General features: G+C 72.3%; 18 protein-coding genes. 5 read left to right on the top strand and 13 right to left on the bottom strand.

The features are described from left to right. Nucleotides 1–90: 90 nt before the first annotated feature. Nucleotides 91–636, bottom strand: a complete 546-nt coding sequence (tpx, locus tag OG494_RS00305) for a thiol peroxidase (protein ID WP_328450721.1) — start codon at nucleotides 634–636, stop codon at nucleotides 91–93. 10 nt (nucleotides 637–646) lie between these two features. Continuing rightward, complete coding sequence (locus OG494_RS00300; protein ID WP_328450719.1) at nucleotides 647–1,102, bottom strand: SgcJ/EcaC family oxidoreductase; 456 nt, start codon at nucleotides 1,100–1,102, stop codon at nucleotides 647–649. Nucleotides 1,103–1,317: 215 nt separating this feature from the next. Here OG494_RS00300 and OG494_RS00295 point away from each other — a divergent pair, with 215 nt between their 5' ends. The 3 genes from OG494_RS00295 to ligA all read left to right on the top strand — a co-directional run bounded on the left by OG494_RS00295 (nucleotide 1,318) and on the right by ligA (nucleotide 4,540). Then, nucleotides 1,318–1,785 (top strand): SgcJ/EcaC family oxidoreductase, encoded by a 468-nt coding sequence (locus tag OG494_RS00295; protein ID WP_328450717.1) that lies wholly within the window; start codon nucleotides 1,318–1,320, stop codon nucleotides 1,783–1,785. 23 nt (nucleotides 1,786–1,808) lie between these two features. Next, the gene (locus tag OG494_RS00290; protein ID WP_328450715.1) at nucleotides 1,809–2,285 is read left to right on the top strand and encodes an SgcJ/EcaC family oxidoreductase; all 477 of its coding nucleotides are present in this window, start codon (nucleotides 1,809–1,811) and stop codon (nucleotides 2,283–2,285) included. A 161-nt stretch (nucleotides 2,286–2,446) separates the two neighbouring features. Beyond that, nucleotides 2,447–4,540, top strand: coding sequence for an NAD-dependent DNA ligase LigA (gene ligA, locus OG494_RS00285; protein WP_328450713.1), 2,094 nt, complete (start codon nucleotides 2,447–2,449; stop codon nucleotides 4,538–4,540). 54 nt (nucleotides 4,541–4,594) lie between these two features. Here the strand turns inward: ligA and OG494_RS00280 are convergent, their stop codons facing one another. Next, a complete protein-coding gene (locus tag OG494_RS00280) occupies nucleotides 4,595–5,017 on the bottom strand; it encodes a neocarzinostatin apoprotein domain-containing protein (protein ID WP_328450711.1) in 423 nt (140 codons plus the stop codon). Between the two features lie 196 nt (nucleotides 5,018–5,213). Here OG494_RS00280 and OG494_RS00275 point away from each other — a divergent pair, with 196 nt between their 5' ends. Continuing rightward, nucleotides 5,214–6,590, top strand: a complete 1,377-nt coding sequence (locus tag OG494_RS00275; RefSeq protein ID WP_328450709.1) for a cation:proton antiporter — start codon at nucleotides 5,214–5,216, stop codon at nucleotides 6,588–6,590. 61 nt (nucleotides 6,591–6,651) lie between these two features. On the opposite strand, the gene OG494_RS00270 is transcribed toward OG494_RS00275, so the two are convergent. The 6 genes from OG494_RS00270 to OG494_RS00245 form a co-directional block, all read right to left on the bottom strand. Beyond that, complete coding sequence (locus tag OG494_RS00270; RefSeq protein WP_328450707.1) at nucleotides 6,652–7,191, bottom strand: carboxymuconolactone decarboxylase family protein; 540 nt, start codon at nucleotides 7,189–7,191, stop codon at nucleotides 6,652–6,654. Further along, nucleotides 7,163–7,624 (bottom strand): DUF6187 family protein, encoded by a 462-nt coding sequence (locus tag OG494_RS00265; RefSeq protein WP_328450705.1) that lies wholly within the window; start codon nucleotides 7,622–7,624, stop codon nucleotides 7,163–7,165. Before OG494_RS00265 ends, OG494_RS00270 begins: the two co-directional genes overlap by 29 nt. After that, nucleotides 7,617–8,957 carry an FAD-dependent oxidoreductase gene (locus OG494_RS00260; RefSeq protein ID WP_328450703.1) on the bottom strand — a complete coding sequence of 447 codons (1,341 nt, stop codon included), beginning with the start codon at nucleotides 8,955–8,957 and terminating at the stop codon, nucleotides 7,617–7,619. Before OG494_RS00260 ends, OG494_RS00265 begins: the two co-directional genes overlap by 8 nt. A gap of 4 nt (nucleotides 8,958–8,961) precedes the next feature. Then, entirely contained in the window at nucleotides 8,962–9,447 is a 486-nt protein-coding gene (locus OG494_RS00255) for a DUF6423 family protein (protein WP_328458839.1), read from the bottom strand. A gap of 256 nt (nucleotides 9,448–9,703) precedes the next feature. Next, nucleotides 9,704–10,036, bottom strand: coding sequence for a DUF6235 family protein (locus OG494_RS00250; RefSeq protein WP_328450701.1), 333 nt, complete (start codon nucleotides 10,034–10,036; stop codon nucleotides 9,704–9,706). A gap of 172 nt (nucleotides 10,037–10,208) precedes the next feature. After that, nucleotides 10,209–10,385, bottom strand: a complete 177-nt coding sequence (locus OG494_RS00245; RefSeq protein ID WP_328450699.1) for a hypothetical protein — start codon at nucleotides 10,383–10,385, stop codon at nucleotides 10,209–10,211. 314 nt (nucleotides 10,386–10,699) lie between these two features. Here OG494_RS00245 and OG494_RS00240 point away from each other — a divergent pair, with 314 nt between their 5' ends. Further along, nucleotides 10,700–10,846: a hypothetical protein gene (locus OG494_RS00240; RefSeq protein WP_328450697.1), complete on the top strand. Its 147-nt coding sequence runs from the start codon at nucleotides 10,700–10,702 to the stop codon at nucleotides 10,844–10,846. A gap of 631 nt (nucleotides 10,847–11,477) precedes the next feature. Here the strand turns inward: OG494_RS00240 and OG494_RS00235 are convergent. The 4 genes from OG494_RS00235 to OG494_RS00220 all read right to left on the bottom strand — a co-directional run bounded on the left by OG494_RS00235 (nucleotide 11,478) and on the right by OG494_RS00220 (nucleotide 14,777). After that, nucleotides 11,478–11,693, bottom strand: a complete 216-nt coding sequence (locus OG494_RS00235) for an acyl-CoA carboxylase epsilon subunit (protein ID WP_328450696.1) — start codon at nucleotides 11,691–11,693, stop codon at nucleotides 11,478–11,480. An 8-nt stretch (nucleotides 11,694–11,701) separates the two neighbouring features. Then, entirely contained in the window at nucleotides 11,702–13,243 is a 1,542-nt protein-coding gene (locus OG494_RS00230) for an acyl-CoA carboxylase subunit beta (protein ID WP_442874454.1), read from the bottom strand. A 158-nt stretch (nucleotides 13,244–13,401) separates the two neighbouring features. Beyond that, entirely contained in the window at nucleotides 13,402–13,632 is a 231-nt protein-coding gene (locus OG494_RS00225; protein WP_328450693.1) for a DUF6222 family protein, read from the bottom strand. Further along, nucleotides 13,629–14,777, bottom strand: a complete 1,149-nt coding sequence (locus OG494_RS00220; RefSeq protein WP_328450691.1) for an NAD-dependent epimerase/dehydratase family protein — start codon at nucleotides 14,775–14,777, stop codon at nucleotides 13,629–13,631. The genes OG494_RS00225 and OG494_RS00220 overlap by 4 nt, the downstream gene beginning before the upstream one ends. Between the last annotated feature and the right edge of the window lie 6 nt (nucleotides 14,778–14,783).

The following is a 14,783-nucleotide window of genomic DNA, read 5'->3' as shown; positions in this document are numbered from 1 at the left end:
GGGGGTCGACACGGCAAAGCGAAGGCCGCCGCCCGGGTGCAGGGGGACCCGGGCGACGGCCTTCGCGAATGGACCGTCCTTTTCGGACGGTCAGGCGGCGCGGCCGGCGGACCGGCGCGCGCTTTCGGCTCCTTGGGCCGCGATCACCGCGGCGTCGAAGTTCGGCGGCTGGCCGACTTCGGGGACGTACTCGGCGTGGACGACCGTGTTCGCGGCGTCCACCACGAACACCGCGCGGGACAGAAGGCGGAACTCCTTGATCAGCACGCCGTACGCGAGACCGAACGCGACGTCGCGGTGGTCGGACAGGGTTCGCACGCCCTCGACGCCCGCCGCGCCGCACCAGCGGGCCTGGGCGAACGGGAGGTCCACCGACACCGTCAGCACCGACGCCTCGCCGAGGTCGGTGACGGCTTCGTTGAACCGGCGCGTCTGCAGGTCGCAGACCGGCGTCTCCAGCGACGGGACGACCGAGATCACCCGTGTGCCGCTCAGCGAGGAGAACCGGACCGGCGCCAGGTCGTTGCCCAGCACGGTGAAGTCCGGCGCCTGGTCGCCGACGGCGACCTCCGGGCCGAGCAGCGTCACCGGGTTGCCCCGGAAGGTGACGACGCCCGTGCGTTCGGTGCTCGTCATGCCCGCCCCCTCAGCCCTTGACCGGGCTGGTCTGCTGCGACACCACGCGCCACTCGCCGTCGACCTGCGCGGCGACCCAGGTGCCGCGGACGACGCGCTCGGCCGGCACGGTGGTCTCGCCGTCGTAGAGGACGCCGCCGTCGGTGATCACCACGGCCACACCGGGCTCGAGGACCTTGATCTCGATCGGCTCGGTGAGCAGCTTCGTGCCGGCCAGCTGGCCGCCGAAGGCGTCGGTGAAGAACGTCTTGATCGCGTCCTGGCCGTTGACCTGCTGGTCGTCGACGAGGATGCTGCCGTTCTCGGCGAACGACGCGGCGAACGCGTCGGCGTCGTTCGCGTCCCAGGCGGCCCGCGCGCGCAGCTGGGCGGTCAGCGCGGCGCTCTCCTCGCCCTGGGTGAACTTGCCGTAGTAGGTGGCCCACTGCTTGGCCCCTGCGACGAGGGACGATGCCTTCTCGGACATCCGGCTCTCCTTGGCTGGTCAATTGGCTCGAATCTCCGTGACCAGGATTCCCGCCGACGCCGGTGCCGGGCATCTCCTCTCCTGCGGGAAAAGGACCGCGAACCGCGGCAACGCAGGAGAGGTTTCCGATGCGGGCCGCGTGTGACCATTTACCTCGTATGGGGCCGATCGTATCCCTGCCGTTGGTTGGCCGACCGATCGAAGGAGAAGCAACAGTGTCCGCACCCACTTCTGACGACCAGGCCAGGCTGGACGACTATTACGGGCCCTTCACCGCGGAGAAGGAAAAGGAAGCCCTCGACGTCCCGCTGCGCCTGATCGCCGCTTGGACGAAGAACGACGGTTACGGCGTCGCCAAGGCCTTCACCGAGGACGGCGTCCTCATCCTCCCCGGTGACGTCCTGAAGAAGGGCCGCGACGAGATCGGTTCGTTCATGGCCGCCGCCTACGCCGGGCCGTTCAAGGGCACGGGCGTCACGGGCAAGCCGGTCGACCTCCGGTTCGTCTCCGACACCGTCGCGCTGATCCGCACCCACGGCGGCATCCTCGCCCCGGGTGAGACCGAAATCGACGAGGAGCTCGCCGTCCGCTCCACGTGGGTCGTCGTGAAGCGCGACAACGAATGGCAGCTGGCCGTCTACCAGAACAGCCCGCGCGGCTCCGGCGCCACCCTCCGCTGGTAACCGAAACAGACCAGGAGTTCATTGTGCCGACCACTCCGTGGGGCGACGCCACCGAGATCCTCACCGCGCTCGGCGTCGAGGAGGACACCTCTTTCTACCGCGAGTTCACCAGCGCGGACGAAAAGGCCGTCCTCACCGTGCCGCAGCGCATCCAGGACGCGTGGCTGAAGAACGACCCGGACGTCTTCGCCGACGTCTTCACCGCCAACGGCAGCTTGCTGCTGCAGGACAACCAGCTCACCAGCCAGGACGAGATCCGCGCGTACATGCGCGCCGGGTTCGCGGGTCCCCTCAAGGGCGCGCACGTCTACGGCTGGCCGCTCGAGGTCAAGTTCCTCGACGAGAACGTCGCGATCGCGATCACCGAGGGCGGGATCATCCGCGCCGGCGAGTCGGAGATCGCGCCGGAGAACCAGATCCGCGCGGTCTGGGTGGTCGTCCGCAACGCCGAGGGCGAGCTGAACCTGTTCTCGCACCAGAGCAGCCCCGTCAAGGGCTGAGCGCGTTCCAGGTCCGTGAAGGCCACCTTGAGGGACATGGAGTCCCTGAAGGTGGCCTTCACGGCATTTTGGGAGATGGGCCGCGCGGCCGGCGGGACTAGCGTCCCCAGCGGGCGCCCCTGTGCCCGCCCGGCCCGTCCGTCGACGAGTGGAGGATCCCGATGACCCCGGCACCCGTCGGCCCCGCCGATCCGGCGAAGGCCAAGGCGTTCTCCTCCGCCGCGCAGTACGAAAAAGCCCTCGACGGGATCCGGGCCGCCGCGGCCGCCTACTACGCCGGCAAAGACGTCCTCATGGACGACGACGCCTACGACGCCCTGCTGGCCCGCGCGATCGCGACCGAAACCGCGCACCCGGCGTGGAAGGCCCCCGACACACCGACCGAGGCCGTCGGCGCGGGGGTCGCGCCCGGGACCGAGATCCCGCACAGCACGCCGATGCTGGGGCTGGACAACGTCTTCGACACCGAGTCGCTGCAGAAGTGGCTGGGCCGCCTCGAACGTGTCCTCGGCCACCCGGCCCCGGCCTTCTCGGTCGAACCGAAGCTGGACGGCCTCGCCGTCGCCGCCCGCTATTCGCGCGGCCGGCTGACGCTGGTCCTCACCCGCGGCACCGGCACGATGGGCGAAGACGTCACCACACGCGCGCTCCGGGCCAAGGGCCTGCCCAAGAAGCTCTCCTCGCCCCGGACGATCGAAGTCCGCGGCGAGATCTTCATGACCGACGAGGACTTCGCGACGGCCAACGAACTGCGCACCGGTCACGGCGAGCCCGCGTTCGCCCACCCGCGTGGCGCCGCCGCCGGGACGCTGCGGGCGATCGACCGCGCCTACGCGGCGCCGCTGTCGTTCGTCGCCTACTCCGTGCAGGGGGTGCAGGACGACGGCACGCACTCGGAAGCCATGGCCCAGCTGGAAAAGCTCGGGGTCGCGACGACGGCCGGGGGCAAGCCCGCGCTGAAGGTCTGCCACGACGCCGACGAGATCGAGGCGGCCGTCGCCGAGATCCGGGACCTGCGCGGTTCGCTCGGTTACGGCGTCGACGGCGTCGTGATCAAAGCCGACCGGCCCGAGGACCGCGCGGCCGCCGGAGCGTCGACCAAGGCGCCGCGCTGGGGCGTCGCCGTGAAGTTCCCCGCCGACACCCGCAGCACCAAGCTGCTCGCCATCGACGTCCAGGTCGGCCGCACCGGCGTGATCACCCCGGTCGCGACGCTGGAGCCGGTGTTCATCGACGGCGTCAAGGTCGTCTCGGCGACGCTGCACAACTTCGACGACCTCGAGCGCCGCAACGTCCGCGTCGGCGACACCGTGTTCGTCCGCCGCGCCGGCGACGTGATCCCCGAGATCACCGGCGCCAAGCTCGACGAGCGGCCGAAGGGCGCCAAGCCGTTCACCCCGCCCGAGGTCTGCCCCGACTGCGGGTCGGACATCGACCGCTCGCAGACGCGCTGGCGCTGCACCGGCGGCCGTGTCTGCGGCGCGCGCAAGATCCTCGCGCACTACGCCACCCGCGAGGCGATGGACATCGAGGGCATGGGCGGCAAGATCCTCGACCAGCTGGTGGCCGAGGGCCTGGTCGCCGACCCGGCCGATCTGTACGACCTCGACGTACCGAAGCTGGCCGCACTCGAGGGCCTCGGCGAGATCTCCGGCGGCAAGCTGGTCGCGGCGATCGAGCTCACCCGGAAGCGGCCGCTGTCGAGCCTGCTGACCGGGCTCGGCATCCGGATGGCCGGGCGCGCGGTCTCCCGGCGGCTGGCCCGCCACTTCGGTTCCATGGACGCACTTCTCGAAGCCACGCCCGACCAGCTGCAGGAGGTCGACGGCGTCGGCCTGGAACGCGCGGTGACCATCGCCGGCGAGCTGGCCGAGCTCGCGCCGGTCATCGCGAAGCTGGTGGACCGCGGCCTGACCATGACCGAGCCGGACTTCGCGGCTCCGGCCGCAGCGCCCGCCGATCTCCCGCTGCGCAAGGCCGACGGCTCGCCGATGCGGGTCGTGGTGACCGGCGCGGTGCCGGGACTGAAGAACCGCGACGAAGGCAACCTGGCCGTCGAGCGGCTGGGCGGCACCGCGGCCGGCTCGGTGTCGGCCAAGACGGACCTCGTGGTCGTCGGCGAAGGTTCCGGCAGCAAAGCGGACAAGGCGCGGGAACTCGGCGTCCGGATCCTGCCCGCCGAGGAGTTCGCCGAGCTCCTCGCCGCCCACGACACCGGCGACGCGAAACGGACCACGCAGATCCTGGCCGCCTGAACGGACCCGGAAAGGCCGGCACCGGAATTCCGGTGCCGGCCTTTTCCGCAGGTCTCAGCGGAAGTGGATGTCGACGCGGTCGAGCGCCGTGACGGAAACGTCGTACGCGCCCAGCGTGCATCGCACCGTCGCGCAGTCCACCGTCACGTCGACACCGTCACCGATGTTGCCGACGTACTTCTTCTGGGCCACGATCGTCGTGACCGCGATACCGTGGGCGTCACTGTGGACTTCGACCACCGTCGCCGGGTTGCCGGCGCAGCCGGTCGGCACCCAGCCGCATTCGCCGACCCAGAACGTGCCGTTCGGCGGCATCCCGACGACCACCGCGGCGACGGTCGCGTTGGCGGACAACGCGAACGTCGGCGCGGCGATCAGGTGCACCGGCGACGCGGCCGAGGCGGCGGGCGCGGCCACGGCCGTCAGCCCGGCCACCACCGCGGCGACGGTGGCGATTCTTCGGGTTCTCGTGCGCATGGAAAACTCCTGCCATTCTGTGCAATTCGGAAAAATCGGAAACCGGACCCTGCCCGTATCGTACGGGAAACACACAGGTGATCCGGGGGCCCGGAAAAGCTCAGCGGGAGGTCGTGGATATCGCATGACCAGAGACGCGCGCATGATCCATTACCCGGAACAATTCGGCGCATAAGCACTCCCGTGGAGGTCGACCATGCATCTTGCCGCCCCGGTGGCGCCGATCGCGCCCCATCCGTTGTTGTTGTTCTTGCTCGGCCTCCTGGTCCTGCTGACCCTGGCCAAGCTGCTCGGCCGGCTCGCCGAGCGCTTCGGGCTGCCGTCGGTGGTCGGTGAGCTCGTCACCGGCATGCTGCTCGGCCCGTCGCTGCTGGGCCACCTCGCGCCCGGCTTCATGAACTGGCTGATGCCCACGCAGCCGCCCGAGCAGATCCACCTGCTCGACGGCGTCGGGCAGTTCGCCGTGCTGCTGCTGGTCGGGATCACCGGCACCCACCTGGACACGCGCATCCTGCGCCGCCAGGGCAGGACCGCGGCCACCGTCAGCCTGGTCGGGCTGCTCGTGCCGCTGGCGCTGGGCATCGGGCTCGGGTTCGTCCTGCCCGGTTCCCTGCTCGGCAGCTCCGGCTCCAGCCGCTGGGTCTTCGCCCTGTTCATCGGCGTCGCGATGTGCGTCACCGCGATCCCGGTGATCGCCAAGACGCTCACCGACATGAAGCTGTTGCACCGCAACATCGGGCAGCTGACGCTCGCGGCCGGCATGGTCGACGACGCCGTCGGCTGGCTGCTGCTGTCGGTCGTCTCCGCGGCCGCGACGGTCGGCGTCAGCGCCGGCGTCGTCTCGCTGTCGATCGGTTACCTGCTCGGGTTCATCGCGCTCGCCGGGACGATCGGCCGCGTGCTCGTGCGCAAGCTGATGGACCTGGCCGCCAAGCGTGAGGAGTCGGGCCCGGTCGTCGCCATGGCGGTGATCATCCTGCTGGCCTTCGGCGCCACCACGCAGAGCCTCGGCATGGAGCCGGTGTTCGGCGCGTTCGTCGGCGGCATCCTGATCGCGCAGTCGCGGGCGTCGCAGGCGAAGCTCGCGCCGCTGCGCACGGTGGTGCTTTCCGTGCTGGCGCCGCTGTTCCTGGCCACGGCCGGGTTGCGGATGGACCTGACCGCGCTGGCGCACCCGACCACGGCCCTGGCCGCGGCGGCTCTGCTGGCGCTGGCGATCGTCGGCAAGTTCGCCGGCGCCTACGGCGGCGCGCGGATGAGCGGCCTGTCCAAGTGGGAGGGCCTCGCGCTCGGCGCGGGGATGAACTCCCGCGGTGTCATCGAGGTGATCGTGGCGCTGACCGGCCTGCGGCTCGGCGTGCTCAACACCGCCACCTACACGATGGTGGTGCTGGTCGCGATCGTGACGTCGGTGATGGCCCCGCCGCTGCTGCGGGTGTCGATGCGCCGGGTGGCCCGCACCGAGGACGAGCACCTGCGGATGCTGGACCACGAGGCGTGGCTGGGGCACTCACTGTCCACTCCGGAGCCGCTGCGGGCCGCGCCGGAAACCCTGCGGCGCGACGCCGCCTGAGCGTCCATAAAGGACAAAGCAAAGGGGGCCTTCCCGCGGGAAGGCCCCCTTTGCCGTTGTCTCAGAGCATTCCGGCCAGGCCGGCGTACCCGCCCTCGGCCAGCCGTTCGCCCGACTCCGTCGCGTACGCCGCGTCGGCCTTGATGCCCAGGCCCTCGACCATCCGGTTCATGAAGTTGAACAACGCGCAGACGAGCACGGCGTCGTGCAGGGCCTGTTCGTCCCAGCCCGCGGCGAACACCGCCTCGGCGTCGGCGTCGGTCATCCGGGACGGCGTCCGCGTCAGCTTGCCCACGTAGGCCAGCACCGGCTTCAGCTTGTCGTCGACCGGGGACGACGCCAGGTCCGCCACCGCGGCCGTCAGGACGCCTTCCGGGATCCCGAACGCCTCCGCCGTCACGGTGTGGATGCCGTGGCAGTAGTCGCAGGCGTTGAGGCCCGAAACGTAGGCCGCGATCATTTCCCGCTCCCCCGGCGAGAACGGTGAATCTCCACGCAGCAGCGTTTCGTGGAACGCCAGCAGGTGGCGCGCCGGATCCGGGTAGGACCGGAAAACCTGGAGCAGCGTCGTTTCAGCCGGCAGCGACTTCAGGTAGGACATCGGGAGCTTCCTTTCGGTCGGCGAGCCGGTCGATCTCGTCCCGGCGGATCCAGCAGGCCGTCAGGTACGCCCGCGCCGCCGGACCGATGTCCGGCACGGCGTTCGCCACCCGGGCGGCCGAGTTCGTCCACTCCTGGCGCAGCGCCCCCGCCTCCGGGCGTCCCGGGACGGCATCCACCAGGGGCCGCAGCGTCCGCCACTGCGCCAGCCCGGCCGCGGCGAGCCCGGCCAGGTCGGCGGTGAACACGCCGTGGCGTGCGCGGTCGACCGCCTGGGTGACCAGCGCCGGGTCGTCGGCCAGCCGGGCGAAGCCCAGCCCGGCGACCAGCCGGTCCGGCTCCAGGCCCAGCAGGATGACGCCGACCTCGGTCCCCGGCGGGGCGTCGATCTCGGGCAGGGTGAAGCGCGAGTCGTAGGGCTCCTCGTCAGACACCGGCGCCCACCTTGGCGCGGGCCGGGGTCGCGGCCGGGGCGTCCCCGCGCAGGCTGCGGGCGATCGCGCCGGCGACGCGGGCGGTGGCGACGCGGTGGCCGTCGATGTTGCGGGCGGCCGGCCCGAGCACCATGCCCGCGGCCGCGCCGACCACGGACACCAGCGGCGCGTACGCGTAGGTCAGGGTGCGTTCGTCGAGTTCCGGCCAGCCGTCCCGCTCGCCGACGACCTCCTCGGGCAGCAGCCCGCGCCCGGTTTCCGGCGTCGTGCCCAGCGCCAGCACCGCGCTGTCGCCGCTCACCCGCCGTCCGCCGGCCAGCCGCAGCACCGCCGTGCCGCCGGCCCCGGCCGCCACCGAGGTGATCGCGTCGCCGCGGTGCACGACCAGGCGTCCCTCGGCCTCGGCCCGCTCCAGCTGCGGACGGAACTCGAACATGATCGACGCGCGCCGGAACTCGGCCATCAGCCCCAGCCGGTCGGACCAGCCGACGCTGCCGATCCGGGCCCGGCCCTCGGGCCGGAAGAACTTGGAGTTGACGTCGGCGCACTGGTAGCGCTCGCCGGGCTCGCGGACCACCCAGTGCACCTCGCGACCGGCCGCGAGGGCGTTCGTGATCAGGTGCGCCGAGGTCAGCCCGGCGCCGACGACGACCTGGCGCCCGCCGAGCGGCGGCACCCGTTCGTCCCAGTAGGTGACCCCCGGTGGGGCGGCGCCGCCACCCCACCACTCCACGGGCGCCTCGCGCCGCTCCTCGCCGGGACAGAGCACGACGTGGCGCGCGGTGACCGTGGCCCGGTCCGCGCGCACGGTGACGTCGGTGGCCGCCGGGAGGACGTCCCGGACGGTGTCCCGCCAGGTCTTCTCCGCGATCCGGTGGGTGTCGACCAGGTGGTCGCAGTAGGCCTCGAAGACGTCGAGCGGCACGACCGAGCGGTGCCCGGCCTGCGACATCCGGACCTCGCGGCGCTCGATCGGCGTCAGCCGGCCCCAGTGCAGCCGGGCGAAGTCCAGCAGCTCGCAGTCGCGGTACCCCTCGACCCCGGGGTGGTGCTCGTAGGGCGAGCGCAGCACACGCTGCCCGAGCAGGTCGACGCGGTCGAAGAACCGGCCGCACGGCTTCCCGCCGCGGTCGAACACGACGATGTCACGCACCCCGTGGTGCCACAACGCCGAGGCCACGGCCAGCCCGGCCGGGCCCGCCCCCACGATCACGACGTCGGCCCGCCGCGGCGGCACCGGCTCGCGACCGGGCGCGGGCGCCGCCGGCAGCCGCGGCCAGTCCCGGCCCCGGGGCGAGTCGAGCAGGTGCGGCCCGGGGATGAAGCTGGTCATCGGCTCAGCCGATCACGGTGACCGGGACGATCAGCTCGACCATCGGCCGCCGCGCCATCCCGTTGGTGACGAGCTCCTCGAGCGTCTGCTCCGACTGCTCCAGGCTGTCGGTCGCGATCGGGCTGTAGCGCGAGTAGGAGTAGGCGGGCTTGCGGGCGCTGGTCTCCATCTCGTAGACCTTCAGCACGGCCTCGCCGGGCCGCACCTCGCCGCCGTAGAAGGTCAGCCGGCGCTGGTCGGGCGTCATGAACGACTTGGAGAACTGCCGCGACATCACGAGCGACTCGGGGTCGTTGACGAACGTCGAGTTCTCGTCCATCACGACCTGCATCGCGACCCACGTCTGGTCGGTCAGGTTGGTCTCGGACTTGATGATCTGCCAGCGGCCCGGCTCCGGCAGGTTGACGCTGACCGAGACGTCGTGGTCGGTCGTGTCGATGGCGCCCGAGATCATCAGCACCCGGCGGCGGACGTCGGCGACCCCGGCCATCTGGATGTCACGCGCACGTACCCGGCCCGACACGTCCAGTCCCGAGAATTCCGGTGACGACATAACGCAGCCTCCTTGATTTGCCCCTCAAAGCCCCCATTGAACTGCGACCAAGCCGAGAATTCCACAGGGCCGGAGACGATGTCAAGGTGACGAATGCACGTTTGCCGGGGCCATCCCGCTTACCCGGGTGGGCCTTCTGACACGAGGGCAATTGCGCCGTTCGGCGCAACGGGCGCTGCCCGCCGCGGCCGAGTCAGCCGTCGTCGACGTCCACCTCGACCTCGACCTCGGCCGCGATCTCGGTGACCACCGCCGACGCGTCGTCGTCCAGGCTGCCGACGTAGAGGATCTCGAACGCGGACTCGGCCCGCTGGACGGAGATCTTCACCATCAGATCGGCTTTCACCATGACGATGAAATTGAAAATGTCGTCCGGGTCACCGAATACGTCGTAAATGAGAAAAACCGAGCCGTCGCCGATCGCGAACAATGCCTCGTAAAGGACGTTCCGCTCGGCCTGGGTCGCCGAGTCCGCCCATTCCTCGAGCACCTCGAGACCCGCAACGAGCTGGAGGCGCATAGCCATCCGCTGGCCTCCCTACCGAGCGCGCGCCGACGGACCGGGGCCGGACCCGGACGCTCGCGGGACCCGGCCAGGGGTCCCGACGGCGCCGGGGACTCCCGGTGCGAAACAGCTTCCAGTGTGGCGGTGCCCGGGCCGTCCCGGCATCTCGGATCTTGCGGCGCCTGCGGGAGAATCAGTTGTAGCCCAGCACGATCGTGTCACGGACGTACTCCCGCTGGGCCGGCGCCGGGATCTCCCCCAGCGCCTCGGCGACGAGCAGCTCGCCGGCCTCTTCGGGCGCGGTGCGGGGCCCGGGGACGAGCCCCGCCACCGGCAGTGCACGGTCGATCCGGGTCTGGGACGCGGTCATCGCGGTACCTCCGTTTCGCTCCTGGTGACCTTCCATGGTGCGGCATCGGCGTCGAGAACCCCTCGTACGCCGCTGACCGGCCGATCGAGACCTCCCGGTGCGCAGCCCACGAGATGCCCGCCGGGAGCGGGACGCGGTGTGCTGGACGGACGTGAGTTCCGCACGCCTCGACCTCCGATTTCGACTCTGAGGTGCCTGATGACCGAACGCCTTGACCCTTACGAGATCTTCGCCGAAGACGACGACGATCTCGACGTGTTCGCCCTGATCCGGACCGATTGGGTGAGCGACCGCCCCCTTCCGGTGGACGACCGGTGACCGCCCCGGACCCGGCCGCCCCCGACTCCGCCCCCGGGCCACCCGGGCGCGCGCGGCTCTTGGCGGCGCGGCGGTGGGCACCACCGTGGGACAGCGACGAGTTCGACGCCTACGACGTCTTCGAGGCCGACGAAGCCGCCTGACCCTCGCCGTTGGGCCCGTCCCGGAGCGGCCGGCACGGCGCCCGGAAGGGCCGACACAGCCGCAGGAACGGCCGTCACGCCGGCACCCCCGGCGAGTTGGCCACTGCGGGCGGTGTGTTGGCGATTCCGGGCCATGTGTTGGCCGCTGCGGGCAGCGAGTTTGGCCGTTCTCGGCCGCATGTCGGCCGCTGCCGGCAGCGAATTGGCCGCTGCCGGCGGTGTTGGCGTTCCTAGCCGCGAGTTGGCCGCGCCCGGCTGCTCATCGGCCGCCCCCGGCGAGTTGGCCGCTCCAGGCGGTGTGTTGGCCGCTGCGGGCGGTGTGTTGGCGGTTCCCGGCCGTCCAGCAGCAGAAGGCGGGGCTCCCGCGAAAGCCGGCTGGCCAGCCTATGCCGTGAGGGGCACCCTCAGGGACCGGATGTCCCTGAGGGTGCCCCTCACGGCATTCGGCTGCCCACGGGTTCCGGGGTCGCCGAGTCGCGGCGTCTCGGACTGCGAGTTGCCGCGCCCGGACATCCGGGCGAGCGCGAGGGCGGCCGCGAATCCTCCTGGGTCAGGCGAAAGCCGTGAAGGCCCCCTTACCGGCGTCTTGGGCCGGTAAGGGGCCTTCACGGCTTTCCGCGAGGCAGAGGCGTCAGCGGGGCAGCCCCGACAGCCGCCAGGCGCCCTGGCGGGCCGCCAGGGGTGTGTCCCGGCGGAAGGCCGGGTCCGCCCAGGGCGACCGCGCTGGGGCCTCGGCAGGCGCCGCCGACGCCGCGAGGAGGGCGGCGATCAGGGCCGCCAGCTCGGCGTCGTCCGGTAGGCCGCGGACCACCCGGATGCCGGGCGCGGTCGGGTCGGTTGGCCCCATGGGATACCTCAGATCGGGTGGTTGCCGTGCTTGCGCTGCGGGCCGGGCTTGCGCTTGTCCTGCAGCATGGCGAGCCCGCGGGCGATCGCGCCGCGGGTGTCGGCCGGGTCGATGACGTCGTCGACCAGGCCTCGCTCGGCCGCGTACTGGGGGTCCAGGTACTCGGCGACGTACTCGCGAACCAGCCGGGCGCGCAGTTCGGCCGGGTCGGCCGCGGCGGCGAGGTCGCGGCGGAACAGGACGTTGACCGCCCCTTCCGCGCCCATGACGGCGATCTCGTTGGTCGGCCAGGCCAGGGACAGGTCGCAGCCGATCGACCGGGAGTCCATCACGATGTACGCGCCGCCGTAGGCCTTGCGCAGGATGACCTGGATCCGCGGCACCGTGGCCTCGCAGTAGGCGTGCAGCAGCTGCGCGCCCTGGCGGATGATGCCGCCGCGCTCCTCGTCGACGCCGGGCAGGAAGCCGGGCACGTCGACCAGGGTGACCAGCGGGATGCCGAAGGCGTCGCAGAACCGCACGAACCGCGCCGCCTTCTGGGAGGCCGGGCCGTCGAGCACGCCGGCCAGCACGGCGGGCTGGTTGCCGACCAGGCCGACGACGCGGCCGTCGACGCGGGCCAGCGCGCACAGCACGTTCGGCGCCCAGGTTTCGTGCAGGGCGAAGAACTCGCCGTCGTCGGCGATCTCCGAGAAGACGTCGCGCATGTCGTAGGGCCGGTTCGGCTCGGCGGGCACCAGTTCGGCCAGCCGCGGCCGCCAGTCGGCGGTGGCGCCGGTTTCGCGCGTGGCCGGGGCCGGCTCGAGGTAGTTGCGCGGCAGCAGCGAAACGAGGTACCGGACGTCGGCCAGGCAGCTCTCCTCGTCGTCGTGCACGACGGTGGCCACGCCGGAGTGCCGGCCGTGGGTGTCGGCGCCGCCGAGCTCGTCGGCGGTGACCCGCCGCCCGGTCACCGATTCGACGACGTCCGGGCCGGTGAGGAACATCCAGCCGGTGTCGCGCACCATGAACGTGAAGTCGGCCAGGGCGGGCGAATACGCCGCGCCGCCGGCGCACGGGCCGAGGATGACGCTGATCTGCGGGATCACCCCGGACGCCTCGACCTGACGGCGGAAGATGCCGCCGTAGCCGTTGAGCGCCATCACGCCTTCCTGGATGCGCGCGCCGCCGCTGTCGTTGAGCGCGATCACCGGGGAACCGGTGGCCACGGCCAGGTCCAGCACCTTGTGGATCTTCGCCGCGTGCGCCTCGCCGAGCGAGCCGCCGAACAGCGTGAAGTCCTGGGCGTAGACGAACACCCGGCGGCCGTCGATCGTGCCCGAACCGGCGACCACGCCGTCGGTGTACGGGCGGTTGTCCTCGAGCCCGAGCCCGCGGGACTGGTGGCGCCGGTAGGGCTCGAGCTCGGTGAAGGAGTCTTCGTCCAGCAGCAGGGCCAGCCGCTCGCGGGCGGTGAACTTGCCGAGGGAGTGCTGCCGCCGGACGGCGTCGAGCCTGCCGTCGGCCACGTGCGCGGCCAGTTCGTCGCGCCGCTTGCGCAGCAACGGCATGCCGGGCTCGGGGTCGGCCTGCGGGTGCAGGGAGATGACCTGGGCCTCGCCGGCGGGCAGCGACCGGCGGTGGTGCCCCGGCCCGCGGCGTTCGCCGTCGGACAGGGGCACCACGTCGGCTTCGTCGGTGCGCTGGGCGCCGGCGTCGGACGGACCGCTCACGCCGCGTCCCGAAGGCGGCCGAGGCGCTCCTGGTGGTCCTGCTCGATCTCGGCGACGATGGTGCTCCAGACGATGCCGCGGCCGAGACGCGGCATCGGGCGGGCCACCACCGGCGGCGGCTCCGGAGCGGGCTCCGGCGTCGCCTGCACGGCGGCCGGCGCGGCGATCGGTTCCCGGACGAGCCGGAACGGGCGAGCGGTGCCTTCGGTCTCCTCGTGCGCGGTCATGCCACTGCCTTTCCGATCGGTCCGGACCCGGTGGTGCCGGATCCGGCTGCTGGGACTGTCGAAGGAGCTGACGTCGGCGGCGCGGCCGGGCCGGCGCCGCCCGCCGCGGTGTCCCCGGCTTCCGGCGCACCCCGGCGACGCAGTGCGCTCTCCCGTGCGAAAGCCGCGCCGGCCCGCCGCGCCCTGAGGGCGCCGCTCTCGGCCAGCCAGTTCACCGTGTCCGCCACGGTCTCCGCGAGCGGCCGGGGCGCCACCCCGGCGTCCGGGGCCCCCGCCTCGACCGGGACGGCGACCGCGCACACGTGGATCGCGCCGTACTGCACGGGCACCGGACGCGGCCAGATCCGCTGGAGGGCGTCGGCCGCGCGGCCGACGCCGGAAAGCGCGGCAGGCGGCAGGAACACCGCCGGGAGCCGGAGACCGGTGACCGCCCGCACGGTCGCCAGGTACTCCCGCGTCGTCACGAACGTGCCCGGGCCGAAGTACTCCCGGCCGGCGGAAGCGCCGCCGTCGAAGAGGCGCGCGTGCAGTTCGGCGCTGTCGCGGACGTCGCCGATCGGCAGGCCGCCCGTCGGCCAGATCGGTGTCAAACCGCGCAGCAGGTCCCGCAGCCGGGCGTTCTGGTCGCCCAGGTGCGGGTCGTGCGGGCCGAGCAGCGCCGGCGGCCGGGTGATCGTCGCGCCGTGGCGGCGGGCGATCGTCTCGGCGGCCGTTTTCGAGGCCAGGTAAGGCTCTCGTGACGCGCCGGCCGGGGAGCCCGGCCCGATCGTGCCGGCCGCGGCGGGGTACAGGGCCCCGACCGTGGACACGTGCACGATCCGGCTGATGCGGGCGCGGCGGGCCGCCCCGAGCACGACGTCGGTGCCGTGCTCGTTAACCCGCCGCAGTTCGGTGCGCCGCCGGGGGTCGAAGGTGTAGACGCCGGCGGCGTGCAGCAGACCGTCCACATCGGACACGAACCGGGCGGCGGCGGCCGGGTCGGTGACGTCCCCCCGGACGACCTCGACCGCGCCGGGCGCGACGCCGAGCGGGACGAGCGCGGCCGGCACCCGCGCGGGATCCCGCGCCAGCACCCGCACCCGGTGCCCGTGGCGCAGCAACGCCGCCACGGTGTGCGCACCGAGGAAACCGGTCCCCCCGGTCACCGCCAC

The organism is Amycolatopsis sp. NBC_00438, from assembly GCF_036026695.1.
Classification (GTDB): Bacteria; Actinomycetota; Actinomycetes; order Mycobacteriales; family Pseudonocardiaceae; genus Amycolatopsis.
The sequence above is the reverse complement of the archived record's forward strand: the minus strand, read 5'-3'. Positions and strand labels throughout refer to the sequence as shown.